Below are 26353 nucleotides of genomic sequence, written 5' to 3'. Positions count from 1 at the left end.
AGCGTAGGTCAAACGGCGGCCGACAGCACCACGATGCCGACCACGAGCAGGTCGGGGCCGCGGAACAGCTGGCGGGCCAGGTTGGCGGGCATCGGCCCCATCGGGGTGTCCACGAAAGCCGGATTCGCGTAGTCAACGGCGGTCCGCGTGACCGTGCGCAGGATCGAGAGCACCGCCAGCGGCACGGCGAGCCATGCGCCCGCGCCGAACGACGTCCCACCCGCGAGGGTGACCGCCGCGAGCACACCCGTCCAGAGCAGGCCGGTGCCCGCGAGCACCACGCCGTGCGCGAGCACGAGGTCGCGGTCCGGCGACCCGAGCCAGCGGCGGCGGCCCGGGTTGCGCCACAGCTCGCCGAGCCCGGCGCCGAACGGCGTCAGCGCGACGTACGCGCCGAGGCCGGCCAGGACCGCGCCCGGCAGGGTCGGCAACGCGATGTGCGCGACGACGACCGCGAAGCCGACCAGCACCGCCGCGCCCGCGTACCGCGACCGGCCGAGCGTGCCCGCGACCGCCAGCCGCAGCGGGGTCGGCCGCCGGACCGAAAGCCCGACCGGCGCGGACGGCGGGAGCAGCATCATCGGGTCGAGGAAGGTGACGGCGACCGAGCGCAACACGCGGCCGTCCCACCCGGCGAGCAGCACCGACCGGCCCGCGCGGGAGACCGGCTCGCCGCCGAAAGCCAGCGGCAGCGCCGCGACCAGCACGCCGGCGGCGATGAGCTCCGCGGTCACCGGGCCGAGGCCGAACGCGGCGATCGCCAGCCCGGCCACCGCGAGCACCAGCGGGCCGAACGCGTCGAACCGCAACGACGTCCGCCGCGCGCTCACGAACGCCGCCACCGCGGTGGCGGCCACGACGGCGACACCCGCCCGCCACTGGTCCAGCCCGGCGCCGCCGACCGCGAGCAGCAGCGCGGCCAGGTAACCGGTCACCGCGGCGACGCCGGTCCAGGCGCCGAGCAGCCGCAGCGTGACGACGCGGCCGCGGTCCACCGGCGCGAAGTCGAGCCAGGTCAGTTCGGCCGGTTCGACCCACGCGAAGCCGCGGCGCAGCAGGCCGCGCCAGCCCACCGCGCAGCAGAGCGTGAGCAGGCCGAGCACGGCCGGGAAGTCCACGTGGGCCGAGCCGTAGACGGCCTGGCGCCAGCCGTCGACGTGGAAGAACGCGGTGAACAGGAACCCGAAGCCGAACAGGAAGACGAACGACGCCGTGTCACCGCTGAAGATCCCGCCGAACCGCTTGCGGCCCGGGATCCGCATCCGCCGCGGCGCGAGGGTCACCACAGCTCGAGCGTGCTGTCGGCGGCTTCCAGCAGCGGCGGGTGGTGCGTGGCCACCACGACCGCCGCGCCGGCCGCCGTCGACCGGGCGATCAGCTCGACCAGCCATTCCTTGCCCGCGGTGTCCAGCGCACGCTCCGGCTCGTCGAGCAGCAGGAGCCGGTGCGGCCGCGCGGTGACGCCGAGCAGGAGCAGGCGACGCCGCTGGCCCGCGGAGAAGTGCCCGGACGTGACGCGCATGCGATCGCCCAGGCCCGCGTCGCGCAGCAGTTCCTCGTGGTCGCCGAGGTCGGCACCGAACGAGCCGGACAGCAGTTCCAGGTGCTGCACCGGCGTCAGCTCGGCGAAGAAGTCCGAGTCGTCGAACAGCACGGACACCTTGCGCCGGAACTCGACGTCCCGTTCGTCCGGCTCTTTGCCGTCGACGAGCACGCGACCCCGCTGCGGCTTCTGCATCCCGTAGAAGCAGCGCATCAGAGTCGACTTGCCGACCCCGTTCGGCCCGACGATCGCCGCGCACTCACCCGGGTCGACGGAGAAGTCCAGGTCGTCGAACAGCCACAGCTCGCCGGCCCGGACGCCGATGCCCCGCGCGTCGATCATCGGAGGTGCTCGAGCACCGGGGCGAACTCTTCGAAGAACATCTCGAGGATGGTGAAGTAGGTGAAGCCGAACCGCTCGCGGTGCCCGCGGATCTGGTCGGCGATCTGGGCCGGCGTGCCGACGAGCGCGATCGGCAGCTCCCCGATCTCCTCGGCGCTCATCCCGCCGGGGACGAGCTGCTCGAGCTCCGCCAGGCCGGCCGCGCGGTCGTTCGTCACCTTCACGAACTGGCAGAGCAGGTTGAACTCCACTTCGGACGCTCGCTCGCCGAGCTTCGCGCGGACGAACGCCACGCGCTCGTCGACGTCCGCGAGGGTGCCCGCCGCGATGGGCGCGCCGTCCGGCGTCTTCGCCGTGGCGGTGAAGCCGATGATGTCGGCGTGCTCGACGGCCAGGCCGAGCACGCGGTCACCGCGTCCGCCGAGCAGCAGCGGCGGCCCTTGGGGGCGCACGGGCGACGGCTTGTGCTCGGGGTCGGCGTAGCGCCGCTTCAGCTCGAGGATCGTGCGCTCGAGGTGGTCGACGCGCTCGCCGGCGGACGGGAACGGCATCCCGGCCGCTTCGAACTCCGCCTTGACGTACCCCGCGCCGAGCCCGAGCTCCAGCCGGCCGTCGGTGAACTGGTCGGTGCCCGTGACGTCGCGGGCGAGCAGCACCGGGTTGTAGAAGGGCGCGTTGAGCACGAAGGTGTTCAGCTTGACGTGGGAAGTGGCCTCGCCCGCGAGCACCAGCGACGGGAACGGCGTGGCCATGCCGAGGTGGTCGGCGACCGAGAGCACGTCGTAGCCGAGGTCCTCGACCTTGCGGCACTTTTCGACCCACGCGGCGCGGCTGTCCGGAACGACCATGTTGACACCGAAGCGGAAATCCCGAGTCATGATCCCAACGTACTCACCGGAGTTTTCCGATCACCGGGGCCAGCCGGGTCAGGTCTTCTTCGATCACCGTGAAGTAGCTGACGCCGAGCGTCTCGCGGGTGCGCAGCAGCTGTTCGGCCGCCGCCTCCGCCGAGCCGATGACGACGGTGGGCAGCGCACCGAGTTCGTCGGCACCGAGGTGCGGCACGAGCTGGTGCGCGGTTTCGAGCGCCGAGCGCCGGTCGTCGGTGACGCGGATGAAGTGGATCAGCAGGTTGAGCTCGGCGTCGCGGCCACCCAGCGCTCTCTTGGCGAACGCGACGCGCTCGGCGATCGCGTCGGGGCCGGCCAGGGCGAGCCGGCCTTCGGCCGCGCCGGGCGCGGTGCCGGTGAAGGCGATGGTGTCGGCGTGCTGCGCGGCGAAGGTCAGCATGCGGTCGCCGCGGCCACCGAGCAGCAGCGGTGGGCGGGGGCGGCCTTCGTAGGCGCGCTCGAGTTCGGTGACCGCGTTGACGAGCCGTTCGAACCGCTGCCCGGCGGTACCCCACTCGATGCCCGTGGCCTCGAACTCCGCGCGGGCGTACCCGGCCCCGATGCCGACTTCGACACGGCCCCCGGTGAAGTCGTCGAGCCCACTGAGGTCGCGGGCCAGCAGCACCGGGTTGTGGAAGCTCGCGTTGAGCACGTACGTGTTGAGCCGGACCCGCTCGGTGGCCTCGGCGGCGAGCAGCAGCGCGGGCACCGGGGCGACCCGCCCGAGGTGGTCGACCACGCCGACGACGTCGTACCCGAGGTCCTCGGCCTGCCGGCACTTCGCCACCCACTCGGCTCGCGAGCCGGGCGCCACGAGCGCCACCCCGAAGCGAAACGGTTTCATGGTCGCGAAACTACCCTGGACAGGTAGAAGGGGACGCCTCCCGGATGCGGCCGGAAGGCGTCCCCTTCTGTCTCGGAGAGCTCAGCTGAGGCGCTGGGCCAGCGCGTCGAGCTCGTCACGCAGCGAGGTGGGCACCTCGCCGATCTTCTCGAACCACTCCTCGATCAGCGGCAGCTCCTCGCGCCACTCCTCGGGCTTGACGTCCAGGGCGGCCTGGATGTCCTCGATCGGCTCGGTCAGGCCCTCGGTGTCGAGGTCCTCGGCGCGCGGCACGAAGCCGACCGGCGTCTCGACGGCGTTGCCCTTGCCCTCGACGCGCTCGATGACCCACTTGAGGATCCGCGAGTTCTCGCCGAAGCCCGGCCACAGGAAGCGGCCGTCGTCGCCGCGGCGGAACCAGTTGACGTAGAAGATCTTCGGCAGCTTGTTCGCGTCGGCGTTCTTGCCCAGGTTCAGCCAGTGCTTGAAGTAGTCACCGGCGTGGTAGCCGAGGAACGGCAGCATCGCCATCGGGTCGCGGCGGACGTTGCCGACCGCGCCGGCCGCGGCCGCCGTGGTCTCCGACGACATCGTGGCGCCCATGAAGACGCCGTGCTGCCAGTCGCGGGCCTCGTTCACCAGCGGCACCGTCGTCTTGCGGCGCCCGCCGAACAGGATCGCCGAGATCGGCACGCCCTTCGGGTCGTCCCACTCCGGCGCGAGGATCGGGCACTGCGACATCGGCGTGCAGTAGCGCGAGTTCGGGTGGGCGGCCTTCTCGCCCGAGTCCGGCGTCCAGTCCTGGTGCTTCCAGGAGGTGGCGTGCTCGGGCTGGTTCTCCATGCCCTCCCACCAGATGTCGCCGTCGTCGGTCAGGGCGACGTTCGTGAAGACCGTGTTGCCCTTCTCGATCGTGCGCATGGCGTTCGGGTTGGTGTGCCAGTCGGTGCCCGGCGCGACGCCGAAGAAGCCGAACTCGGGGTTGACCGCGTACAGGCGGCCGTCTTCACCGAAGCGCATCCACGCGATGTCGTCGCCCAGGGTCTCGGCGCGCCAGCCCGGGATGGTCGGCTGCAGCATGGCGAGGTTGGTCTTGCCGCAGGCGCTCGGGAACGCGGCCGCGACGTAGTGGACCTTGTCCTCGGGCGAGATCAGCTTGAGGATCAGCATGTGCTCGGCGAGCCAGCCCTCGTCGCGGGCCATCACCGAAGCGATGCGCAGCGAGTAGCACTTCTTGCCGAGCAGGGAGTTGCCGCCGTAACCCGAGCCGTAGCTCCAGATCGCGCGCTCTTCCGGGAAGTGCGAAATGTACTTCGTTTCGTTGCAGGGCCAGGAAACGTCCTGCTGACCCGGTTCGAGCGGCGCACCCACGGAGTGGAGCGCGGGCACGAATTCACGCTCGGTGCCATCCGGCGCGACGAACTTGTCGAGGGCCGCCTTACCGGCGCGCGTCATCACGCGCATGGAGGCGACAACGTAGGCGAAATCGGTGATTTCGATACCCAGCTTGGGGTTCTCGGCGCCGAGCGGACCCATGCAGAACGGGATGACGTACATCGTGCGGCCGCGCATCGAGCCCCGGAAGAGCTCGGTCATGGTGGCCTTCATCTCGGCCGGGTCCATCCAGTTGTTCGTCGGGCCGGCGTCCTCCGGGCGCTCCGAACAGATGAAGGTGCGGTCCTCGACGCGGGCGACGTCGTTGGGGTCGGAAGTGGCCCAGAAGGAGTTGGGCTTCGACTTGAGCTGCACGAACGTCCCGGCGTCGACCAGCTCCTGGTTGATCCGGGCGGCTTCTTCGTCGGACCCGTCGACCCACACCACGCGGTCCGGGTTGGTCAGCTCGGCGACCTCCCGGACGAAGGACAGCACGCCGGTGTGCGTCGTCGGCGCGGTGTCCAGTCCGGGGATGGCGACTGCGGTCATCTCTACTCCTGACTTCCGACGACAAATGAGCCCGCACCGGGAACGACGCTGTTCCGGTGCGGGCTTCATTGCCTGCGGCCGAATGGCTTCGCACACCGGCTGACGACCGGTGTGCGGGTTTTGGGATTCTTCGAGAGTAACCGCATGACCAGCAGGTAACCGAGAGCTGACGTGTACGTTCTCTCACAGGACCGATAAGGGAATCGATTCAGATGGTCAATTCTCTTTCATTGAAGACATGAAGAAAGCCCGAGGCCGGAGCCTCGGGCTTTCAAACTGTGACCTGGCTAACTTTCAGTTGGGGGAGATCCACTGCCCGGTGCCGGAGTCGATGCGCGCGACGCCCTCCAGCGTCTGCGTGCCGGCGCCGCCCCACTCGGCGTCACCCGCCGGGTCGCCCTCGCCGCCGGAGTCCATCAGTCCACTGGAGACTTCGGTCCACTGGCCGGGTCCGCTGTGCTCGAACGTCGTGGTCGTGCCGTCCGCGTCGGTCTGCACGGCGATGTCAGCTTCGCCGTCGCCGTCCTTGTCGGTGAAGGCGATCGTGCCGCCGCTCTTCGTCTCGACGATGGCGGTGTCGTTGTGTCCGTCGTGGTCGGTGTCGATGGTCGCGGCACCCGCGTCGACCTCGCCGTCCGGCAGGTCCGCGTGGATGTGGCCGCCGGAGCTGTCGTCGTGACCGCTCCTGCCGGAGTCGTCGTGGCCGCCCCCGGAGGACTCGACCCACTCGCCGCTGGCCTCGTCGTAGACGGCCTGCTCGACGACCTTCCCGTTCTCGTCCAGCACGGCGTACTGGTCGGCTTCACCGTCGTGGTTGCTGTCGATGAAGGCCTGGGCGGTGCCGTCGTCGTGCTCGACGATCGCGGTGTCGTTGACGCCGTCCTCGTTCACGTCGTAGTTGACCTCGGCCTGGTACTCCTGGCCGTCGACGTGGACGGTCATCGCGTTCGTACCGCTCGCGTCGGTGTCGCTGCCGCCGCTCTCGTCGACCCACATGGGAACTGCCCCCTTAGAACCGGGTAACGCCGTCTCTGACCTGCTATCGGAAGGTATGACTCACCGTAGGCCCGTTCGGTTCCGCTTCACAACCGGGCGGATGCTCAGGCCGTCTTGTCCCGCAGTGCCCGGATCCGGGTGAGGAAGGCTTCGGCGCGGTCACGGCCTTCGGAGACCTCTTTGAGCCGCTTCGACACGATGGCGATCTTCTTGGCGCGCTCCTGCGCACCCATCTTGATCGTCTTGTCGACTTCCTTCAGCTCGGCCTCGATGGCGTCGATCCGCCGGCCCAGTGCCTCGTCCAGCGCCATCGACAGCTGCTGCTCGGCCTCGATCAGCTGCTCGGCGACGAGCTGGTCCAGCGTGGACCGGGCATCCGCGATGGCCTCGACCAGCCACTGCTTCATGTGCTGCTTGTCGGCCGCGTGCTTGCGCGTGCGGGCCATCCACCAGCCGGCGCCGAGGCCGATGATGATCGTCGCGGGCAGCACGACGGGGTTGAGGATCGCGACGCCGGCCAGCGGCAGCGCGGCCACCTTGCCCGCGCCGACCCCGCCCGAGATGCCCATGAAGACGAGCAGCTTGTCCTCGGCCGTCGGCGGCTTCTTGTCCGGCGGGCGCAGCACCACCGGCGGGCCGCCGGCCCGGGCGAACTGCGCGCGGATGACGTCGAGCTCTTCGGGGGAGAACAGCTCCGACAGCGAGACGTTGGTGACCTGGTTCAGCCGTTGCGAGAGCAGCATCGAAATGCGCTGCGACGTCGTCTGCAGCGCGATGTCGACCTGCTGCGGCAACGCGGCCAGCTCGTCGCGCTTGGCCGCGTCGATCAGCTGGCGGAAGTGGGTCTGCGCGTCCCGCATCTGCCGGGCGCTTTCGTGCCCGACCTCGACGCGGGTGCGCTGCACCTCGCCGCGCAGCTTCAGCTGCCAGCCGCGCGTCGACGTCCGGCGTTCCGCCTGAAGCTGGTCACGGCGTTCGCGCAGCTGCTCGGCCTCTGCCTCGCCCGCGGACAGCGCTCGGCTCTCGGCCTGTAGCTTCGCCTTCAGCTCGCCGAGCGCGCTGGACAGCGCACGCAGCGTGTTCGCTTCGCCGAGCATGGCCGAGCGGCCGACGAGGAGCTCCTGCAGCGCGGTCTGCACCGCGGCGACGCCGGACTTCTCCCGCAGCATCGCGGCCATCTGCTCGTTCGGCGCCTTCGAGGCCGTCTCGAACATCCGCGCCGACACCGGGTGGAACACGGCGTCGGCGAAGCGGGGCGCGTGCTCGCGCAGCAGTTGCTTGTCGGCCTCCATGACCTCGCGCCAGCCGCGGAACATGTCCACCTTGGTCAGCGCGAACACCACGGTCTCGACGCGCTCGCCGACGTCGCGCAGGAACTGCAGCTCGGTCGAGGTGAACGGCGCCGAGGCGTCGACGACGAACAGCAGCGCGGTCGCGCCCGCGGCGGCTTCCTTGGCCAGCTCGCCGTGCAGCGAGTCGAGCCCGCCGACCCCCGGCGTGTCGACCAGCGAAAGGCGTTCCAGCAGCGGGACCGGCCCGGTGACCTCGACGTACCGCGGCGGGAGCTGGCCCGGCGGCAGCTCGTGCGCGGCGGACACCCAGTTGATCAGCTGCCCGAGGTCGATCGGCACCGACGCGAGCTGGCCGGGGTAGCAGGCCTGCGCGCCCCACGCGTCGGCGTGGTCGAACACGAGGTAGGTGGCGGTGGCGACGTCGGCGTCCACGGGGGACAGTCCCGGCATCGCGAGCAGCGCGTTGACCAGGGAACTCTTCCCGCGGTTCGTCTCGCCGACGACCACCACGGCCGGCTTCTTCGGCCGCGCCTTCCGGACCTCGTCGACCCACTTGGCGGCGGCCGGATCGGCGTCGCGGACGACGGTCAGCAGCTGGTCGCGGGCCGCCTGGACCTGCGCGGGCAGGCTCGGCGCGGTCGGTGCGCTCACGGGGTCTTCTTCGCGTAGACGGTGACGATCGGGGCGCGCAGCAGGCGGTCGTGGTCGGCGAAGCCGGTGACCTCGGTTTCGGCGACGATCCCGTCGAGCGCCGGGTCGTCGGTCGGGACCGCGCCACCGGCCTCGTGGCGAGCCGGGTCGAACCGCTCGCCCTCGGGCCGCAGTGCCTGGACCCCGATCGCGGCGAGCCCTTCTTCGAGGCGTTCGACGACGCCGCCACTGCGGGCGCGGTCCAGGGCGTACAGGCACATCTGGATCAGCGCCTGGCGATCCGCGAGCGCGCGCTCGAGATCGGTGACCTGCTGCAAGGGGTGCACATCGGTGTCCGACGCGGTGGACCCGCGGTCGGTTCCGTCCTTGCGAAACCACGCCATGCGGACAGTCTGGCGGATTCGACCGCTCGCCGGGAGCGGAACCCGATCACACGAGCTGGTCGATCACCTCGCGGAGCACGGCTTCGAGGCCGGGGCCGTCCTCGGCGAGCCGGGACGAGACGAGCAGCTGGTCCTCGGCCGTGCGCAGCCAGATCGATCCGGCGACGGAGATCTCGATGACGTTCAGGCGGAACGGGTACGCGCGCCGGCCCAGCCGGACCTCGGCCTCGCGCACGAGCTGGCCGAGCCGTTCGCCGGCCACGATCTGCCGGCGGTAGAAGCCGGGCGCCCACGGCGTGCCGCCGGACGGCTCGCCCGCGCCGCGCAGGGCCGGACCGCGCGCGTTGGCGAAGTGGCGGGCCGCGGCCGGGCCGAAGAAGTCGAGCGCCTGCCGCATCGCCGAGCCCTGCGCCAGGGCGGGCCGGCCGTAGCGGGTCCGCGGGCTGCGCGGGTCCGGGTCCTCGCGGTTGCGCAGGAAGGCCAGCAGGTCGGTCCACCAGTCGGCCCACTGCGCCTGGACGGCCGCGCGGTCGATCTCGGGTGGGACGTGCACCGGGACCTGCGGCTCCACGGGCGGCAGCACCTGTCCTTCGGAAACGGACAGCGCGAGGGCGTCACGGATGTACAGCGCGACGTCGATCTCGTTCTCGCTGCTCCAGCCCGCTCGCCACGATGTCGTGTTTTCTAGGCGCACGCCTCAACAGTACGCGGAAAACCGGGCCTACCAGCGGAAGTCGGCAAGCAGAAACAAACTCAGGCTTCGCGGACCTGTTGCCAGATCAAGAAGTACGCCCGGTGCACGACGTGCGCGACCCGGCTCTGCGCGGGCGTCGCCCCGAAGGACGCGAAGGAGCGCCACCAGCCGGCGCGTTCGAGCGCGTGCGCGGCGAGGTCCGGCCGGGCCGCGCCGGGCTTGCCCAGCTGGGCCCCGATGTCGGCGTTGCTGCCGACGCGCAGGACCTCCTCGGACAGGTCTTCCGGCATGTCGACCGCGCCGGAAGCGACCAGCGTCAGCGCTTCGAGCAGCCGCAGCTGGTGGGCTTCGGGCTTGGCGAGCAGCACCTCGATGGCGTCGTGGACGCGCTGGCGTTCACCCGGGTCGCCGGAGGCGTGCGCGAGCGCGGTGACCGACGCGAGCGCCGCGGCCGCCTTGATGCCGTCGGCGCGGGCGGCGAACACGATCGACAGCCGCTGCCGAACCGCTTCGAGACCGGACGCGTCGAGCAGCGACCGCCGCAGCGCGCCCGCCGTGATCTCCGGTTCCTTGCGGATGGCTTCGACGGCGTGCGCGATGCCGAACAGGTCTAGCTTCTCCAGCAGCCGCAGCCGGGTGCCCGACGGGACGTCGCACTCCCAGGTCGTGAAGATGTCCGCCGAGATCAGCATGGTCTGCAGGACGTCGTCGTCGAGGTCGGCGAGCTGCCGCAGCGCCTCGGCGTCGGCGGAGGTGAACCCGCCCGACTCGGCCGACTCCGCGATCAGCCCGATCACCGGCAGCACGTCGGCCACGCGCGGCTTCAGCGTGCTCGCCTGCTTCTCCGACAGGATCGTCGCGGCCTTCCAGACGTCGCCGTCGGCGCCCTCGACCGACTCCGGCGCGATGGTGTCGGCCTTGTTCAGCACGGCGATCGCGTTGACCGGGCCCGCCTCGCGGCTCGCGGTGGCGGCGGTGAAGGCGGCGAGGGCCTGCTGGTCGTCGGCGCGGACGCCCTGGGTGACGACGTAGAGGACGGCCTCGGCGCCGGCGACCGCGTTGCGCGAGGTGTCGTCCAGCTCGTCCGAACCTTCGTCGTCTTTCGCGTGCTTCGCGGCGCCCAGGAGCTGCTCGGTCCGCGACACCGAAGCGGCGTCGAGCGAACCGAGACCGGGGGTGTCGATCACCGTCATGCCCTGCAGGACGGCGTTGGTCAGGTACGCCTCGATGTGCGACACCTGCTCGATGTCGACGCCCAGCTCGGCCGGGATCATCCCGTCCGCGGCGAAGGGGAGCACCTGCTTGCGGCCGTCGGTGAAGACGATCTCGACGCGGTCGACCGTGCCGTACTGGAACCGGGTCACCAGCCGCGTGCACTCACCGATGTCGGTCGGCGCGACCCGGCGCCCGATCAGGGCGTTGACCAGCGTCGACTTGCCCGACTTGATCCGCCCGGCGACGGCCACCTGCAGCGGCGCGCCGAGCCGGCGCAGCACTTCGGCGAAGCCGGCCGCGGTGCGTGCGGAGACCTGCGACTGCAGCCGGTGGCACAGGTTGGCCACCGACATCGACAGCGGGCCCGCGAGCCGGCCCTGCTCCGGTGACGTCACGGCCCCCAGCCCTCCCCGGTCGTTCGGACAACCCCGTGAATCGTGCCATGGGGCTCATCCTCGGGTCGCACCGAAGGTGGTACCGGCGACCGACGCGCTTCCGGCGGCCCGGGACCTAGTGTTGTCTGGTGCGACGGCTGAGTCTCTGGATGCGTGCCCACCCCATGGCGGGCGACACGGTGCTCGCCGTCCTGCTCGGCCTGATCGACATGCTGCTGTTCGTCGCCGACCAGTTCGCCGAGCTGCCGGAGCTGCCGCCCTGGTACGTCGCCGTGCCGATCAACCTCGCGATGGTCGCGCCGCTGGTGTTCCGCCGGAAGTCGCCGCTGTGGTCGGCCTACGTCGTGCTGGTGGTCAGCGTCGTGCACGCGACGCTGATGCTCGGCATCGGCAGCGCCGCCGGGCTGGCGATGAGCATCTACTCGGTCGTCGTCTACGCCGGGCGGCGGCAGGGCCTGATCTTCGTCGGCGCGGTCGTCGTCTCGTCGGCCGTGCAGCTGGCGCTGGACCAGGCGGAAGACGAACTCGTCCTCGCGATCGTGTTCCTCGCGTTCGGCATCGCCCTGTGCTGGACGCTCGGCGAGTTCGTCGGTGCCCGGCGCGCCTACGACGTGGAAGTGGAGGCCAGGTTGCACCTGCTCGAGACCGAACGGGACCAGGCCACCCGGATCGCGGTGGCCGAGGAGCGCGGGCGGATCGCGCGCGAGCTGCACGACGTCGTCGCGCACGCGGTGAGCGTCATGGTCGTGCAGGCCGACGGCGCGTCCTACGCGATCGAAAGCAACCCCGAGCTCGCCCAACGGGCCCTGCAAACGATTTCCGAGACCGGCCGCGGCGCGCTCGGCGAGCTGCGGCGCCTGCTCGACGTGCTCCGCAGCGACGACGCCGACGGCGAACCCCGCGTCCCGCAGCCGGACGCGCACGCCATCGCCGACCTGGCCGACCGGATGCGCACCGCCGGCGTGCCGGTCGAGCTGGAGACCGACGACCTCGGCGACCTGCCCGCCGGCGTCTCGCTCGGCATCTACCGGATCGTGCAGGAGTCGCTGACCAACACGCTCAAGCACGCCGGCCGCGGCGCGACCGCGGCGGTGCGGGTGCACCGGACCGGCGACCTCGTGGAAGTGCTGGTGTCCGACGACGGCGCGGGCCGGATCCCGCAGCTGGCTGGTCCGGCGCAGCGCCTGCCGGGCGGCAACGGCTTGATCGGCATGCGCGAACGCGCGCACGTGTACGGCGGGACGCTCGACGTGGGCCCCGCTCCGGGTGGTGGGTGGCAGGTCCGCGCGGAGCTGCCGGTTAGGTTGGACAAGTGATCCGGGTGGTGGTCGTCGACGACCAGGAACTGATGCGCGTCGGGTTCCGGATGGTGCTGGGCGCCCAGGCCGACATCGACGTGGTCGGCGAGGCGGGCGACGGCGCGCAGGCGATCGAGCTGGCTTCGCGACTGCGGCCCGACGTCGTGCTGATGGACGTCCGGATGCCGGTGCTCGACGGCGTCGAGGCGACGAAGCGGATCGTCGCGGCCGGCACCGCGCGCGTGCTCGTGATGACGACGTTCGACCTGGACGAGTACGTCTACGCGGCGCTGCAGGGTGGCGCGAGCGGGTTCCTGCTGAAGGACACCCAGCCCGGCCACCTCGTGTCGGCACTGCGGGCGGTCGCCTCGGGCGACGCGGTGGTGTCGCCATCGGTGACCCGCCGGCTGCTCGACCGCTTCGTCGGCTCCGGCGGCACCCCGATGCGGGACACCGCGGAGCTGGACGTGCTGACCGACCGCGAGCGCGAGGTGCTGGTGCTGATCGCGAAGGGCATGTCGAACCTGGAGATCGCCGAGGCGCTGTTCCTCTCGGAGGCGACGGTGAAGACGCACGTCGGGCGGATCCTGGCGAAGCTGGAGCTGCGGGACCGGGTGCAGGCCGTGGTTTTGGCCTACGAAACCGGCCTCGCCCGCCCCGGCCTCGCCTGACACTCAAGCGGAGCTTTCACGTGAAAGCTCCGCACGGACCGCTGCGACCACGGCCTTCGGTGCCCCGTACAGCTCGGTCTTGGTGACGATCACGAACCGCCAGCCCAACGCACGGATCGCCTGCCGGCGCGCGTCGTCGCGCTGCGGTTGGTCACCATCCCGGTGCCAGTCGCCGTCGTACTCCACTGCGAGTTTGCGGTCAGGAAAGGCCAGGTCCAACCGGCCCACGAACGCACCTCGGTCGTCGAAGACCTGAACCTGGAGGTCGGGGGCGAGGCCGGCCACGGTCAGCCAGACCCGCAACTCGGACTCGGGAATGCTCTCCGAACGGGGGTCGGCGAGTTGGAAGGCTCTTCTCGCGCGGACGATTCCGTTCTCCCGGCGGCCTTTCAGGTAGGCCGCCAGAGCCGTCGTGTCGATCTCACCTGCCCGGAGCAACGCGTCGAGGTAGCCGACCACCCTCGGCAGTGATCGGTGAAGCTTCGTGTCAGTCAGGATGTCGAAGACAAGGCGGACCGACGAAGCCAACCGGATTTCCTGCCACGGCTCGCTGTGAATCCGTCCCCGGCTGGTCCGCCGGATGTGCACACCGTCCTGCAGGGCGAACAACACGCTTTCCGGCAAGACGAACTCGACCGGGTCATGGGCTCCGGCCAGCTCGATGCCGCGGACGGTCGAGGCCGAGCAGCCGGTGAGAACCGCGCACGGCGGTGCGAGTAGCGCAGCGGCTCGGCAACGCAGCACATGCGTGACTGGTGTCGCCGAAGCCACATAGACGTTGCGGAAGAGCTTCGTGAAGAGCGGTGATCGCAGGGTCTGCTCGGTCACCGCACCAGCGGCAATGGCGTGGCTACCCAGGAAGGGCTCGGCGAACTCGAATTCGGCGGAGGTGCACAACACGAACCGAGCATCCCGCGCGTCCAGCCGCAATCCGCCGTTCCAAGATCAACAAACCCAGGTTGTCCACACCCCCCCCAAGTTGTGGACAACCCCAGCTTTCACGTGAAAGCTCCCACCTGGGACCCGAGCTTTCACGTGAAAGCTCGGGATTAGCGGTAGTCGTCTGGTGGGGTTGTTGCCGGGTCCTTGCCCGCGTTGCGGACTTCGGTGATCCAGCGGCCGAAGTCCGGGCGGTCGCCGTCGATGTCCGTGTAGCCGTACTCCTTCATCAGCGTCCAGGATGCCAGCGTTTGGCCGGCGAAACGGGACACGGCGGGGTCCTGGGCCAGGGCCGCCACTCCGCGCGCGAGCAGGTACGGCGTCTCGGAGATCTTGAAGTCGACCGGCGCTATCTTGCCCACCGCGTCGCGCCAGTTGTCCTCGGTCACCTCGAACGCGTCCAGCATCGACTCCGAACGCAGGAACCCCGGTGTGACCGCGAGGCCGACGCAGTCGTTCTTCTTCAGCTCCACGCCCAGTGCCCGGCCGAGTGCCCGGATGCCGCACTTCGCGACGTAGTAGGGGAGACCCGCGCCGACGTAGTCGTCGTTGTCGCCGTCGGTCACTTCCAGCACCAGGCCGCGGCGGGCGACCACCAGGGGCAGCAGCTTGTGCAGCGCGATGAGGTGCGTGTCGAGCGCGTTGTGCGTCAGGTTGAGCGCGTCTTCCAGCGGCGTCTCCCAGAACGGCGCGTCGAAGTGGAAGTACATGTCGCCGCCCCAGACGTCGTCGACCAGGAGGTCGATTCCGTCCACTTCGGACTCGATGCGCGCCTTCAACGCGTCCACATCGGACTGCGAGGTGAAGTCGCAGCGGACGACGATCGCGCGGCCGCCCGCCGCCTCGACCAGTTCGCCCGTCTCTTCGATCGTTTCCGGGCGCTTCATCGGTGACACCGTTTCGCGCGTCGTGCGGCCGGTGACGTACACCGTCGCGCCCGCGCGGCCCAGCTCCACCGCGATCGCCCGGCCGCAGCCCCGGGTCGCCCCGGTGACCACCGCTACCTTGCCTTCCAAACTCATGAATCCTCCCGTCCCCGCCACGCGGTCAAAACCGCGTCGACGTCCTCCGCCAGCCGGTCGGCCAGCCGCCCGTGCGGCCGGATCGACCAGTCGATCGACACTCCGTTGATCACGTCCAGCACGACCCGGGCCGCCCGCGGCACGCTCGGTGCGTGCGGCAGCGCGGGAGCCGCCGCCCGCACCAGCCGCCGCAGTTCTTCCTCGACCGCCGTGAAGTGCTCGCCCAGCAGCGACCGCAGCACCGGGTCGCCGATGTCCACGCCGAGCTGGCCCAGGTGGTTCGCCGCCTCTTCGGCGTCACCGAGCACCGCGTAGACCGCGACCGCCGCGGCCCGCAGGCCGGCGACCGGGTCGTCGGCCTGCTCGGCGCACTCCCGCATCTGCTCGACCGCCCGCCGCGTGGCCCGCCGGCTCATCTCCTGCAGCAGGCCGCTCTTGGAGCCGAACCGCTGTGCGACCGTGCCGACCGAAACCCCGGCCTCGGACGCCACCTGCGCGAGCTTGAAACCGGGGCCGCACCTGCCGATGACGGTCTCCGCCGCACCCAGCAGCCGCTCGTCGGTGATACTCCTCGGCCGGGCCACGTCATTATTGAACCATAGTTCATTAATGACGTCGAATCAGGGTCGTCTCAGGGTCATCACGGATCGCGCATCAGCCGAAGAGCCAGCAAGGTACTACTCAGGTAGGGGGAGCGGTTAGACCCGCAGGGTGACGCGCGGACCGCCCCCGACCCGCGACGATGAACGCGTCGTAAGCGAGGGGCGGAAGAGGAGCAGTCATGATCGAGGCAACCGGCCTCACCAAGCGGTACGGGAAGACACTGGCGGTGAACAACCTGTCGTTCTCCGTGGCCGCGGGTCAGGTCACCGGCTTCCTCGGCCCGAACGGGGCGGGCAAGTCCACCACCATGCGGATGATCCTGGGCCTGGACAACCCGACGGGCGGCCAGGTCACCATCGGGGGCAAGAAGTACCACGAACTCAAGGAACCGCTGCGCACGGTCGGTGCGCTGCTCGACGCGAAGTGGGTGCACCCGAACCGCTCGGCGCGCGCCCACCTGCTGTGGATGGCGAAGTCCAATCGCATCCCGGCGAGCCGCGTCGACGAGGTGCTCGAGACGGTCGGCCTGACCAGCGTCGCGGGCAAGCGCGCCGGCGGGTTCTCGCTCGGCATGTCGCAGCGGCTCGGCATCGCGGCCGCCCTGCTGGGCGACCCCGAGGTACTGCTGTTCGACGAGCCGGTGAACGGCCTCGACCCGGAGGGCATCCTCTGGATCCGGAAGTTCATGCACCGCCTGGCCGAGGAAGGCCGGACCGTCTTCGTGTCGAGCCACCTGCTTTCGGAGATGGCGCTGACCGCGAGCAACCTCGTGGTGATCGGCCGGGGACAGCTGATTTCGCAGTCGTCGACCGAAGACTTCGTCGCCCGCGCGGCGGAGAACACGGTCAAGGTGCGCTCGCCGCAGCTGGCCGAGCTGCGGGACGCCCTGCAGCGTGCCAGCGCCGGGGTCGCCGAGGAGGCGAACGCGCTCGTGGTGTCCGGAATGGACAGCGACAAGATCGGCGAGATCGCCGCCGCCAACCGGATCGTGCTGCACGAGCTGAGCCCGCAGACCGGCTCGCTGGAGCAGGCCTTCATGCAGATCACCGGCGACTCCGTCGAGTACCACACGGGCCTCGACGCCGAGGCGCAGCACGTGCTCGAGTCCGCCAAGTAACCGGGGAACCCAAGACCATGAACCTGCTCGCAGTCGAACGCATCAAGCTGTTCAGCACCCGATCGCCGTGGTGGTGCGCGCTCATCACCTTGGCCCTGACCATCGGCTTCGCGGCCATCATCGCCGGCGCGACGCCGTCGGACTCGCAGCTCACGCTGTCCGCCACCCAGTTCGGCGGCTCCCAGTTCGGGATCGCCGTCGTCATGGTGCTCGCCGCGCTCGCGGTGACCACCGAATACCGGTTCAACACCATCCGCACGACGTTCCAGGCCGTGCCGCACCGCTCGCCCGCGCTGGTCGCCAAGGCGATCGTCGTCGCGCTCGTGGCGCTGGTGATCGGGGAGATCGCCGCGTTCGGGGCGCTGGGCCTCGGCATGCTCATGCGGCCGGACGACAACCTCGGCCTGCACACCTCGCAGGACTGGATGAACGTCGCGGGCCTCGGCCCGGTGTTCGCGCTCAGCGCGGTGCTCGCGGTCGCGCTCGGGATCCTCATCCGGCACAGCGCCGGTGCCATCGCACTGCTGCTCATCTACTACTTGGCCGTGGAAGAGCTGGTGCAGCTGATCCCGAAGATCGGGCACACCATCCACGAGTGGCTGCCGTTCAACGTGGCGAACAAGTTCCTGCGCGGCTCGGCGGTCGTCGACGGCCCCGCCCCGTCGGACTCGCCGCTGAGCCCGGGGTGGGCGCTGGCGTACTTCGCCGGCATCGCGGTCGTGTTCCTGCTCGTCGCACTCGGGGTTGCGAAGAAGCGGGACGCATAAAAGGGGGAACAAGGGGATAAGGGGAAAACGGGAATCCGGGTCGCGCTGTCGGGGGGCGACCCGGATTCCCCATTTCCCGATAGGCTCCCCGGGTGATCGAAGCGAACGCACTGACCAAGCGGTACGGGGCCACCACCGCGGTCAACGAGCTGACGTTCACCGCGCGGTCGGGCCGCGTCACCGGCTTCCTCGGCCCGAACGGCGCCGGCAAGTCCACGACCATGCGGCTGGTCCTCGGCCTCGACACCCCGGACGCGGGCACGGTCCTCGTCGACGGCGTCCCGTACCGGGAGCTGAAAGATCCGCTCCGGACGGTCGGCGCGATGCTCGACGCCACCTGGCGCCACCCCGGCCGCAGCGGGCGCGACCACCTGCGCTGGCTGGCCGCGACCAACGGCATCCCCGAGAAGCGCGTCGACGAAGTGCTCGCGCTGGTGGGGCTGACCAGCGCGGAAGGGCGCCGCGCCGGGCAGTACTCGCTCGGCATGCTGCAGCGGCTCGGGATCGCCTGCACGCTGCTCGGCGACCCGCGCGTGCTCCTGTTCGACGAGCCGGTGAACGGCCTCGACCCCGAGGGCATGGCCTGGATCCGCCAGCTGCTGCACGCGCTGGCCGCCGACGGCCGGACCGTCTTCGTCTCCAGCCACCTGCTGCCCGAGATGGCGCAGACCGCCCAGGACCTGGTCGTGATCGGCCGGGGCCGGCTGATCTACCAGGGCACGATGGACGAATTCGTCGCGCAGACCAGCGAGCACGGCGTCCGCGTGCGCACCCCGCACGCCAACGAGCTGCGGGCCGCCCTGACCGGCCAGGCGGAGTTCACCGAGGCCGACGGCGCGTTCGTGGTGTCCGGAATGGACAGTGACCGGATCGGGCAACTGGCCTTCGACGCCGGCGCGACGCTGCACGAGCTGAGCCCGATCACCGGCTCCCTGGAGCAGGCCTACCTCGACCTCACCCGCGAAGCCACCGAGTTCACGGCGGGAGCCGCTCGATGATCACGAACCTGCTCCGCGCCGAGCGCATCAAGCTCTTCAGCACCCGGGCGCCGTGGTGGTGCCTGGCGCTCGCGTTCGCCGCACCGCTCGGCTTCACCGCCCTGTTCTTCGCCCTGGCCGGCCCGGAGATCCCGCCGACGGTCGGCAACACCCAGCTCGCGAGCGGCAACGGCCGGACCGTGCTGGTCGTCCTCGCGATCCTCGCGACGGCGTCGGAGTTCAACTGGGGCACGATGCGGCTGACGTTCCAGGCCGTGCCGAGCCGGGTGCCCGCGCTGCTGGCGAAGGTCGCGGTCGTCGGCGCGGTCGGCGCCGGGCTCGGGCTGCTCGTCGGCTTCGGTTCGTGGGGCCTGGCGACGCTGGTGGCGCCGGACGCCGACCTCGCGCTGCACTCCGGCGCGGAATGGCGCTCGGTGCTCGGGCAGAGCCTGGTCTTCCTGTTCGCCGCGGTGGCCGGCGTCGGCGTGGCCCTGCTGCTGCGCAGCGTCGCCTTCGCGCTGACCATCGTCCTCGTGTGGACGCAGGTGCTCGAAGGCGTGGTGATCCTCATCCCGGGCGCCGGCAAGCACATCTACCAGTGGATGCCGTTCCACGCGGCCGACCAGTTCGTCGGCGCCGGCGGGCTCGGCGTGGGGGCGCTGCAGCTGCCGCCCGCCCCGCTCGGCCCGTGGGGGTACCTCGGTTACTTCGCGGCGATCTGCGTTGCACTGTTCGTGGCCGGGGTCGTCACCACCGCACGCCGCGACGCCTGAGCGTGACGGCGCTCTCAATACCTCAAAAATTCGTGTTAACAAAAGATGAAGAGGCTGTGGCTTCTCTCACAGGCACCGGACATACTGCTATGACCAGGCAATATTCGTAAGTGAGCACCGGAACCGTCTGCGCTCCCCTGGAGGTGATCCTTGACGGTGAACACCGGTCAAGAATTGGGCAACACGATTCCCCGAGCCCGCGTCGAAGACGACGCTCCCCGGCTCGAACCGATGCTGGACCTCGAATGGTCACGAGCGATCGAGCTCCCGCAGGCTGCCATGACGGCGGCGACGCCGGCCGAACTCCGCCGGGCGTGGGTGCACCGCGCGCCCGAAGACACGGTCCTGGGCCTGTTCCGCGCCTCCGCCGGGATGGCGGGGCCGATCCCGGCGCCGTGGTGGCTCCGCGCGATCGCGGACGGGAAGCTGGATTCGCGGGAACAGGGTTTCCGCGTCGAGGACCGCATCGCGCAACTGCTCGGCCGGCGGCCGGGCTGGGAATTCGTCCCGTGGGCCGCGGACGGCGAATCCGGCTACTGGGAGTTCATGCCGTCCGAACGCGGGAAATCGGGGCACGCGATTCCCACGACGGTGATCAACACCGATCGGCACCCCGGCTGGATCGACGTCCTGCCCGCGCACACCGGGCCGACGCCGGAACCGATCGCCATCGCCGGGCTCGCGGGACTGCGGTCGCGTCTCGGGGTGCTCGAAGCCGTTCGTTAACCTCGGTGAGTGGAAAACGAGGACCAGCCCCGGCTGCGCAGCGTGGTCAGCTACGTCAAGCGCGGTGGCCGGATGACCGTCGGGCAGCAACGCGCGTGGGACGAACTGTGGCCGGAGCTCGGCCGCACGGTCGGTGAGCTGCCCGCCGGAACGCTGGACTTCACCGAGTGGTTCGGCCGCGAAGCGCCGGTCATGCTGGAGATCGGCTCCGGCATGGGTGAGACGACCTCGCAGCTGGCCGCCGCGGCGCCGGAGCTGAACTACGTCGCCGCCGAGGTCTACGACCCAGGCCTCGGCCAGCTGATGCTGCGCGCCGAAAAGCTGGGCGTCGAAAACCTGCGGCTGCTGCACGGTGACGCCGTGGTGCTGCTGACCGAGCACGTCGAGCCGGACACGCTGCACGGCGTCCGGCTGTTCTTCCCGGACCCGTGGCCGAAGAAGAAGCACCACAAGCGGCGGATCGTGTCGCCGTCGTTCGCCGCGCTCGTGGCGTCGCGGCTCGCGCCCGGCGGCACCTTCCACATGGCGACCGACTGGGAGAACTACGCCGAGCAGATGCTCGAGGTCTGCTCCGCGGAACCGGCGTTGAAGAACCGGTACGACGGCTGGGCGCCGCGGCCGGAGTGGCGGCCGGTGACCAAGTTCGAGCAGCGCGCCGACGTCGACGGCCGCGTCTCGCACGACCTCATCTTCGAAAAGCGGTAGGAGTTCGCCCCTCCCCCGACAGAGGGGCGAACGTCCTTACCTATTCGTCGGCCAGCGGTTCGGCCTGGACCCGCTTGAGCGCGGGGGTGCAGACCGACGCGCCGAGCAGGGCCACCCCGACCCCGAGCACGACCGGCGCCAGCAGCCACGGGCTGAGCACGATGCCCCGCTCGTCGACCATGCTGTAGAGCCCAACGCCGACCAGTACCCCGACGATTCCCGCGCCGATGGTGGCGACCAGCGCGGGCAGCGCGGCCTCCATCCGCAGCGCCCTCGCCAGCACCCGGACCGGCGTGCCGGCCGCCATCAACGCCCCGAACGTGCGACGGCGGTCCATCACCGAGCCCGCGGTCGCGACCGCGGCACTGCAGCCGGCCAGGACACCGGCGGCGATCAGCCCGATCACCGTGACCCGGCGCAGGTCGCCGAGCTCGGTCTGCTGGTTGAACAGGTACTGGTCGCGGCTGCCGATCTCCTCGCCCGCGGCCGGCGCGGCCAGCGCCGTCCGGACGATCTCGCGGTTGGCGTCGGTGGTCGGCGCGACCACGGTGACCCACTTCGGCGTGACGCCGGCCGGCAACGCGGCCGGGTCGATGATCGACGTGCTGGACAGGTCCGAGTCCCGGGGCGGCACGGCTTCGGCCCGCGTACCCGAGTTGACGGCGACCGCGGGGGCCTCCCACTCGGTGGCGATCTGGTACTTCGCCAGGTCCAGCTGCGTGTCACCGAAGACCGCCGGGCCGCCGGTGCAGTTGGCCGGTGTGAGGCCGTACCGGGTCAGCTTGACGGCGTCGGCGCAGGTCATCACCAGCGCGCGGTTGCCGGTGCGCTCCCGGCCGTCGCCCTGGACCAGGTAGACCTCGCCGACCGCGACGGCCTTCTCGGCCTGCCCGTACTTCTGCAGGGACGCGTTGGCCTGGTCGACGATCTTGCCCGCGTGCTGGGCGTCGGTGTCGACGTAGAGCACGGAGTCCTGGAAGGACCGCCCGCCGCCCGCCATCGATTCGAACGTCGGCAGCAGCGTCAGCGCCATCGAGCCGGCGAACACCGCGAGCACGATCCCGGCGGAGGCGCGGTAAGCGCCCTTCGGGTCGTCACGCAGCCGGCGGCCGGCCAGCAACGCCGACGGGCGCCGCCAGATCCGCACGAACGTGCCGCCCACCGCCGACGTCACCCACGGCCCGACGACCGCGGCCGAGCCGACCAGCAGGAACAGGCCCGCCATGACCATCGTGATGCCGCCGGAGTCCTTCGCCGTCGTCACCGCGACGAGGAAGAACAGCCCGGCCGCGGGCAGCGCCAGCAGACGCCACCAGCGCAACGGCTTCTTCGTGTGGCCGCCCGTCGCGAACAGCGGGTTCTTGAGCACGCGGCGCAGGCCGAGGATCCCGGCGAGCACCACGAGCACCGGGATGGCCACGACGATGAACACCGTCAGGCCGACCGGCAGCGCGAAGTCGGCCGCGAGCCACGTGCCGCCGGCCCACGGCACGAACGACGCGAGGCCGTGCAGCGCCGGGCTGATCAGCAGGCCCAGCAGCGCGCCGATGCCCGCGGACAGCGTCGTCTCGGCGGCCACCATGTTCGTGACCTGCCCCGGCGTCGCCCCGGCCAGCCGGATCGCGGCCAGCCGCCGCTCCCGCCGGGCCGCGGTCAGCCGCGCCGAGGACGCGACCAGCACCAGGCTCGGCACCAGCAGGACGATGATCCCGACCCAGGACAGCAGCATGAGCAGCGGGTCCGGGCTCGCCTTCCCGCTCGGGAAGCCCGGGATCGGGTTGGCGTTCTCCGCCATCTGGTCGGGGGTGTGCCCGACGAGCGCCACGAGCTGCTCCGGGAAGCGGAGGCCGTTCTCGTCGAGCGCGCCGACGGGCTTGCCGAACCGGTCGCCGAGCTGGTCGGCCGGGTGGCCCTGCAGGAGCCGGCCGAGCGCCGGCGACACGACGGTCTCGCCCGGCCCCGGCAGCTGCGGCACCCCGGCGGGCAGCGGGACTTCGGCCGCGGTGGCGCCGGGCGCCAGCGCGACGTCGACGCGGATGATCTGCTGCCCGTCGAAGTAGTCCTTCGCCGAGTTGAACAGGATCTTGGCCGGGGCGTCGGAGCCGCGGCTGAAGAAGTGTTCGCCCTGCCAGAGGGCGCGTTGCTCGCGGTTCTGCGTGGCGAACGGCAGCGTCGCCAGCAGCAGCACCAGCCCGGTCGCGACGGCCACCCCGATCGCGGTGAGGATCGCCGACGTCCGGGTCCGCCGGTCGACCTTCAGCACCCGCAGAGCGATCTGGAGCGAGTTCACGCCGCTAGCCTCGTCGCGATCAGCCCGTCGCGGATGGCGACGGTCTTGGGCATCGACTCGGCCAGCTCGCGGTCGTGGGTCACCACGATCACCGCGGCGCCCGTCTCGTGGGCGGCGCCGAGCAGGGCGTCCATCGTGTCGCGGCCGGTGCGCGTGTCGAGGGCACCGGTCGGCTCGTCGGCGAAGATGACCTTCGGCCGGTGGGTCAGGGCGCGGGCGATCGCGACGCGCTGGGCCTCGCCGCCGGACAGCTCGCCGGGGCGCCGCTTCTCCTTGCCGGCCAAGCCGAGGCGCGAAAGCCACTGGCGGCCGGCGTCGATGGCTTCCTTGCGGCCGAGCCCCGCCAGCAGCGACGGCAGCGCGACGTTCTCTTCGGCCGACAGCTCCGCGACCAGCATTCCCGACTGGAAGACGAAACCGAACTCGGTCCGGCGCAGCTCGCTGCGCTTCTTCTCGCCGAGGTGGTCGATCCGCTGTCCGGCCAGGAGGATCTGCCCGTCGTCGGCCTTGAGGATGCCGGCCAGGACGTGCAGCAGCGACGTCTTGCCCGAGCCCGACGGCCCGACGATGGCGACGGCGTCCCGCGGCTGGATGTCGATGTCGATGCCGGCCAGGGCGTACTGCGCGCCGTAGCGCTTCACGAGCCCGCGGCCGGAGAGCACCGGCCCATTCGTCCACTGTGGAGTGTTCGGGTCCACCACGTTCTCCCTGTCGGATCGGATCTTGACGCCGATGAGCTTCGCGGAGATCGAGGGGTGTCCACTTCGGGCAGACGGCCAGTCACCAGTGGTGCGGCATCGGCCGATCGGCCGAGGGAGCGCGGGCCACTCGGCCAAGGTGCGAAGGCGGGCGAATCCTCTAACGTCACGTTGTGACCGCCGCGCCCCCGCCGAAAACGCTGTACGCCCGCGCCGCCGCCCTGGTGCGGCGCATCGGCGTGCCTTCGGCCGTCCTGTTCGCCGCCCTGCTCTTCGACGTCGTTTTCACGACGCAGGCGGCGCTCGACGACAACGGTCCCAAGTTCGTCGACTTCGGGCTCCTGCCCGGCATCTTCGCGATGGTCGCCTGCGCGCAGTGGGCGCAGAAGCGCGCCGCCGTCGCCGGGGTGGCGGGCGGCGTGGTGCTCGTGTTCTCGACGCTCTGGATCCACGCGTTCCGCATCCCGGCCTACTCGAGCGTGCTGCCGAAGATCACCATCACCGAGGTCGTGGCCGGGGTGCTGATGGTCTACTACGTCACCCGGCGGGCGCGGGCGGGCGTGGCGTTCTGTGTGGTCAGCTTCCTCGTCGTCGGGGGGCTGGTCGCCCTCTTCGGCCGCTACCGGGGCGTCAACGACATCGACGGCGGCACGGCCACCCAGGGGCTGGTGTTCGGTCTGCTGCTGCTCCTCGGCCCGGTCGTCCCGGCCATCACGCTCCGGGACCGCCGGCCGAAGGCCGACCCGCGGACGCAGAAGCTGCAGCGGGTGAACGAGCTGGCCATGGGGCAGTGGCCGCTGATCGGGCTGCTCGGGTTCGCGCTCATCTTCGAGTTCGGCTACACGTACTCGAGCAACGCCCGCGGCTTCCCGATCCTGTTCTGCTCGCTCGTCGCGGCCGCCGTCGCGGTGCTGTCGCCGCGGCGGCCCGCGGACGCCCTCCTCGGCGTCGCGGCGATCATGCTGGTGTCCACGGCCGTCACCCCCTTCCTGCACCTGCGCTACGACTACCCGATGCCCGGCGGCATCCCGGCCGTGCAGGTCATCGCCGGGATGGGCGTGGTGGTGAACGTGACCCGGGCCCGCGGGCTGAGCCAGTCGTGGCCGCGGATCGGCATCCTGTCCGCCGTCGTGGCGCTCGGCGCGATCGTCAACGCGAACAAGCCCGCCGGCCTGACGACCGATCCGCAGACGCTGTCCATCCTGGCGTTCACCGCGACGCTGCTGCTGGGCGTTTCGATCGCGATCGGCATGATGCTGCGGTCGCGGGACTCCGAGCGCACCACGGTCGTCCAGTCGGCGGTGGCCGACGCGCAGACCGCGGAGCGGATGGCGCTGGCCCGCGAGCTGCACGACGTCGTCGCCCACCACGTCACCGGGATCGTCGTGCAGGCCCAGGCCGCGCGGCTGATGGCTTCGCAGAAGCCGGAGATCGCGGTCGAGGCGATGGGCCGGATCGAGAACGCCGGCGTCGAAGCCCTCGCGGCGATGCGGCGGCTGGTCCGCTCGATGCGCGGCGACGCGCCGTCCGGGGCGAGCGAGTTCAGCGAGCAGGCCACCACCGACCTCGGCGCCGACCTGCGGAAGCTGGTCGAGGGCGCCAACCACGGCGTGCCGACGTCGATGCACCTCGACCTGCCGCCGGACCTGCCGCACGAGGTCGGCCGCTCGGCGCTGCGGCTGGTCCAGGAGTCGCTGACGAACGTCGGCAAGCACGCCTCGGACGCGACCGACGCGTTCGTGCTGGCCGAGGTGAGCGGAGCGGAACTGCACTTGCGGGTGACGGACAACGGCCACGAAACGGCACGGCGGCCCGCCGGCGGGTCGGGCGGCTACGGTCTGGTCGGCATGCGCGAACGCGTGGCGCTGCTCAAGGGCCGGCTGTCGGCCGGGCGCGGCCCGGACGGTGGCTGGCGAGTCGAAGCTTGGCTGCCGCTGGCCGCCGGGGAAGGGGACGAGTGATCCGGGTACTGATCGCCGACGACCAGGAGATGGTGCGGATGGGGTTCCGCATGATCCTGGACGCCCAGGACGACATCGAGGTCGTCGCCGACGTCGCGGACGGCGTCTCGGCGGTGTCGAAGGCCCGCGAGCTGCGCCCCGACGTCTGCCTGCTCGACATCCGCATGCCCGGCCTCGACGGCCTCGAGGTCACCCGGCAGCTGGCCGGCCCGGACGTGGCCGACCCGCTGAAGGTGGTCGTCGTGACGACCTTCGACCTCGACGAGTACGTCCACACGGCGTTGCGCAACGGCGCTCACGGCTTCCTGCTGAAGGACGCGGGCCCGGCGCTGCTGATCGAGGCGGTCCGCGCGGCCGACCGCGGCGACGCGCTGGTCTCCCCGCAGATCACCATCCGCCTGCTCAAGCACTTCGACGGCGGCACGCCCAAGTCGCCGGCCACCCCGCCGTCCGAGCCGCTGACCGCGCGCGAGCTGGACGTGGTGAAGGCGGCGGCCCGCGGGCTGACGAACACCGAGATCGGCGCGGAGCTGTTCCTGTCGCTGTCCACGGTGAAGACGCACCTGGCGTCCGTGCAGGGCAAGATCGGCGCGCGCAACCGCGTGGAGACCGCGGCGTGGGCGTGGCGGAACGGAGTCGTGTCGTAATCCAGGGTGCGT

Annotated in this window: 25 protein-coding genes; 10 read left to right on the top strand and 15 right to left on the bottom strand. The window is 70.9% G+C overall.

Going from position 1 to position 26353, the window contains the following annotated elements:
- Positions 1-8 precede the first annotated feature (8 nt).
- From BLV96_RS18020 to BLV96_RS17975, 10 genes are all read right to left on the bottom strand, one after another.
- Positions 9-1286, bottom strand: coding sequence for a hypothetical protein (locus BLV96_RS18020; protein ID WP_086670962.1), 1278 nt, complete (start codon positions 1284-1286; stop codon positions 9-11).
- The gene (locus tag BLV96_RS18015) at positions 1280-1885 is read right to left on the bottom strand and encodes an ABC transporter ATP-binding protein (protein ID WP_086670960.1); all 606 of its coding nucleotides are present in this window, start codon (positions 1883-1885) and stop codon (positions 1280-1282) included. The genes BLV96_RS18020 and BLV96_RS18015 overlap by 7 nt, the downstream gene beginning before the upstream one ends.
- Positions 1882-2763: an LLM class F420-dependent oxidoreductase gene (locus tag BLV96_RS18010; RefSeq protein WP_086670958.1), complete on the bottom strand. Its 882-nt coding sequence runs from the start codon at positions 2761-2763 to the stop codon at positions 1882-1884. Before BLV96_RS18010 ends, BLV96_RS18015 begins: the two co-directional genes overlap by 4 nt.
- 13 nt (positions 2764-2776) lie before the next feature.
- Positions 2777-3619: a TIGR03621 family F420-dependent LLM class oxidoreductase gene (locus tag BLV96_RS18005; RefSeq protein ID WP_086670956.1), complete on the bottom strand. Its 843-nt coding sequence runs from the start codon at positions 3617-3619 to the stop codon at positions 2777-2779.
- An 81-nt stretch (positions 3620-3700) separates the two neighbouring features.
- On the bottom strand, positions 3701-5521 hold the full coding sequence (locus BLV96_RS18000) for a phosphoenolpyruvate carboxykinase (GTP) (protein WP_086670954.1): 1821 nt from the start codon (positions 5519-5521) through the stop codon (positions 3701-3703).
- Between the two features lie 294 nt (positions 5522-5815).
- Complete coding sequence (locus BLV96_RS17995) at positions 5816-6517, bottom strand: hypothetical protein (RefSeq protein ID WP_086670952.1); 702 nt, start codon at positions 6515-6517, stop codon at positions 5816-5818.
- A 104-nt stretch (positions 6518-6621) separates the two neighbouring features.
- Positions 6622-8460 carry a dynamin family protein gene (locus tag BLV96_RS17990; protein ID WP_086670950.1) on the bottom strand — a complete coding sequence of 613 codons (1839 nt, stop codon included), beginning with the start codon at positions 8458-8460 and terminating at the stop codon, positions 6622-6624.
- A complete protein-coding gene (locus tag BLV96_RS17985; RefSeq protein WP_086670949.1) occupies positions 8457-8843 on the bottom strand; it encodes a nucleotide exchange factor GrpE in 387 nt (128 codons plus the stop codon). The genes BLV96_RS17990 and BLV96_RS17985 overlap by 4 nt, the downstream gene beginning before the upstream one ends.
- 46 nt (positions 8844-8889) lie before the next feature.
- Positions 8890-9537, bottom strand: a complete 648-nt coding sequence (locus BLV96_RS17980) for a hypothetical protein (RefSeq protein ID WP_086670946.1) — start codon at positions 9535-9537, stop codon at positions 8890-8892.
- A gap of 59 nt (positions 9538-9596) precedes the next feature.
- Positions 9597-11105, bottom strand: a complete 1509-nt coding sequence (locus BLV96_RS17975) for a dynamin family protein (RefSeq protein ID WP_208608287.1) — start codon at positions 11103-11105, stop codon at positions 9597-9599.
- Positions 11106-11296: 191 nt separating this feature from the next.
- Between BLV96_RS17975 and BLV96_RS17970 the strand changes: the two genes are divergently transcribed.
- Together BLV96_RS17970 and BLV96_RS17965 are read left to right on the top strand one after the other, a co-directional pair.
- The gene (locus tag BLV96_RS17970) at positions 11297-12463 is read left to right on the top strand and encodes a sensor histidine kinase (RefSeq protein WP_425266188.1); all 1167 of its coding nucleotides are present in this window, start codon (positions 11297-11299) and stop codon (positions 12461-12463) included.
- Positions 12460-13116, top strand: coding sequence for a response regulator (locus tag BLV96_RS17965; protein WP_086670940.1), 657 nt, complete (start codon positions 12460-12462; stop codon positions 13114-13116). Before BLV96_RS17970 ends, BLV96_RS17965 begins: the two co-directional genes overlap by 4 nt.
- A gap of 3 nt (positions 13117-13119) precedes the next feature.
- Here the strand turns inward: BLV96_RS17965 and BLV96_RS17960 are convergent, their stop codons facing one another.
- From BLV96_RS17960 to BLV96_RS17950, 3 genes are all read right to left on the bottom strand, one after another.
- Positions 13120-14016, bottom strand: a complete 897-nt coding sequence (locus tag BLV96_RS17960; protein ID WP_244180298.1) for an endonuclease domain-containing protein — start codon at positions 14014-14016, stop codon at positions 13120-13122.
- Positions 14017-14165: 149 nt separating this feature from the next.
- Entirely contained in the window at positions 14166-15077 is a 912-nt protein-coding gene (locus BLV96_RS17955; protein ID WP_086670938.1) for an SDR family NAD(P)-dependent oxidoreductase, read from the bottom strand.
- Complete coding sequence (locus tag BLV96_RS17950) at positions 15074-15661, bottom strand: TetR family transcriptional regulator (protein WP_086670936.1); 588 nt, start codon at positions 15659-15661, stop codon at positions 15074-15076. Before BLV96_RS17950 ends, BLV96_RS17955 begins: the two co-directional genes overlap by 4 nt.
- Before the next feature lie 197 nt (positions 15662-15858).
- Between BLV96_RS17950 and BLV96_RS17945 the strand changes: the two genes are divergently transcribed.
- The 6 genes from BLV96_RS17945 to trmB all read left to right on the top strand — a co-directional run bounded on the left by BLV96_RS17945 (position 15859) and on the right by trmB (position 20745).
- Positions 15859-16797, top strand: coding sequence for an ABC transporter ATP-binding protein (locus BLV96_RS17945; protein ID WP_086670934.1), 939 nt, complete (start codon positions 15859-15861; stop codon positions 16795-16797).
- Between the two features lie 17 nt (positions 16798-16814).
- On the top strand, positions 16815-17564 hold the full coding sequence (locus BLV96_RS17940; protein WP_086670931.1) for an ABC transporter permease: 750 nt from the start codon (positions 16815-16817) through the stop codon (positions 17562-17564).
- Positions 17565-17656: 92 nt separating this feature from the next.
- Entirely contained in the window at positions 17657-18562 is a 906-nt protein-coding gene (locus BLV96_RS17935) for an ABC transporter ATP-binding protein (RefSeq protein ID WP_086670929.1), read from the top strand.
- A complete protein-coding gene (locus BLV96_RS17930) occupies positions 18559-19314 on the top strand; it encodes a hypothetical protein (protein ID WP_086670927.1) in 756 nt (251 codons plus the stop codon). The genes BLV96_RS17935 and BLV96_RS17930 overlap by 4 nt, the downstream gene beginning before the upstream one ends.
- Positions 19315-19470: 156 nt before the next feature.
- Entirely contained in the window at positions 19471-20040 is a 570-nt protein-coding gene (locus tag BLV96_RS17925; RefSeq protein ID WP_086671128.1) for a hypothetical protein, read from the top strand.
- Between the two features lie 9 nt (positions 20041-20049).
- On the top strand, positions 20050-20745 hold the full coding sequence (trmB, locus tag BLV96_RS17920) for a tRNA (guanosine(46)-N7)-methyltransferase TrmB (protein WP_086670925.1): 696 nt from the start codon (positions 20050-20052) through the stop codon (positions 20743-20745).
- 40 nt (positions 20746-20785) lie between these two features.
- Here trmB and BLV96_RS17915 read toward each other — a convergent pair whose 3' ends face one another.
- Together BLV96_RS17915 and BLV96_RS17910 are read right to left on the bottom strand one after the other, a co-directional pair.
- A complete protein-coding gene (locus tag BLV96_RS17915; protein WP_086670923.1) occupies positions 20786-23035 on the bottom strand; it encodes an ABC transporter permease in 2250 nt (749 codons plus the stop codon).
- On the bottom strand, positions 23032-23733 hold the full coding sequence (locus tag BLV96_RS17910) for an ABC transporter ATP-binding protein (protein ID WP_086670921.1): 702 nt from the start codon (positions 23731-23733) through the stop codon (positions 23032-23034). The genes BLV96_RS17915 and BLV96_RS17910 overlap by 4 nt, the downstream gene beginning before the upstream one ends.
- A 173-nt stretch (positions 23734-23906) precedes the next feature.
- Here BLV96_RS17910 and BLV96_RS17905 point away from each other — a divergent pair, with 173 nt between their 5' ends.
- Positions 23907-25694 (top strand): sensor histidine kinase, encoded by a 1788-nt coding sequence (locus BLV96_RS17905; RefSeq protein WP_086680474.1) that lies wholly within the window; start codon positions 23907-23909, stop codon positions 25692-25694.
- Positions 25691-26341, top strand: coding sequence for a response regulator (locus BLV96_RS17900; RefSeq protein WP_086680473.1), 651 nt, complete (start codon positions 25691-25693; stop codon positions 26339-26341). Before BLV96_RS17905 ends, BLV96_RS17900 begins: the two co-directional genes overlap by 4 nt.
- Positions 26342-26353: the final 12 nt, after the last annotated feature.

It is taken from the genome of Amycolatopsis pretoriensis (assembly GCF_900107925.1).
Taxonomy (GTDB): Bacteria; Actinomycetota; Actinomycetes; order Mycobacteriales; family Pseudonocardiaceae; genus Amycolatopsis; species Amycolatopsis pretoriensis.
This window is presented reverse-complemented; position numbering and strand designations above follow the sequence as displayed.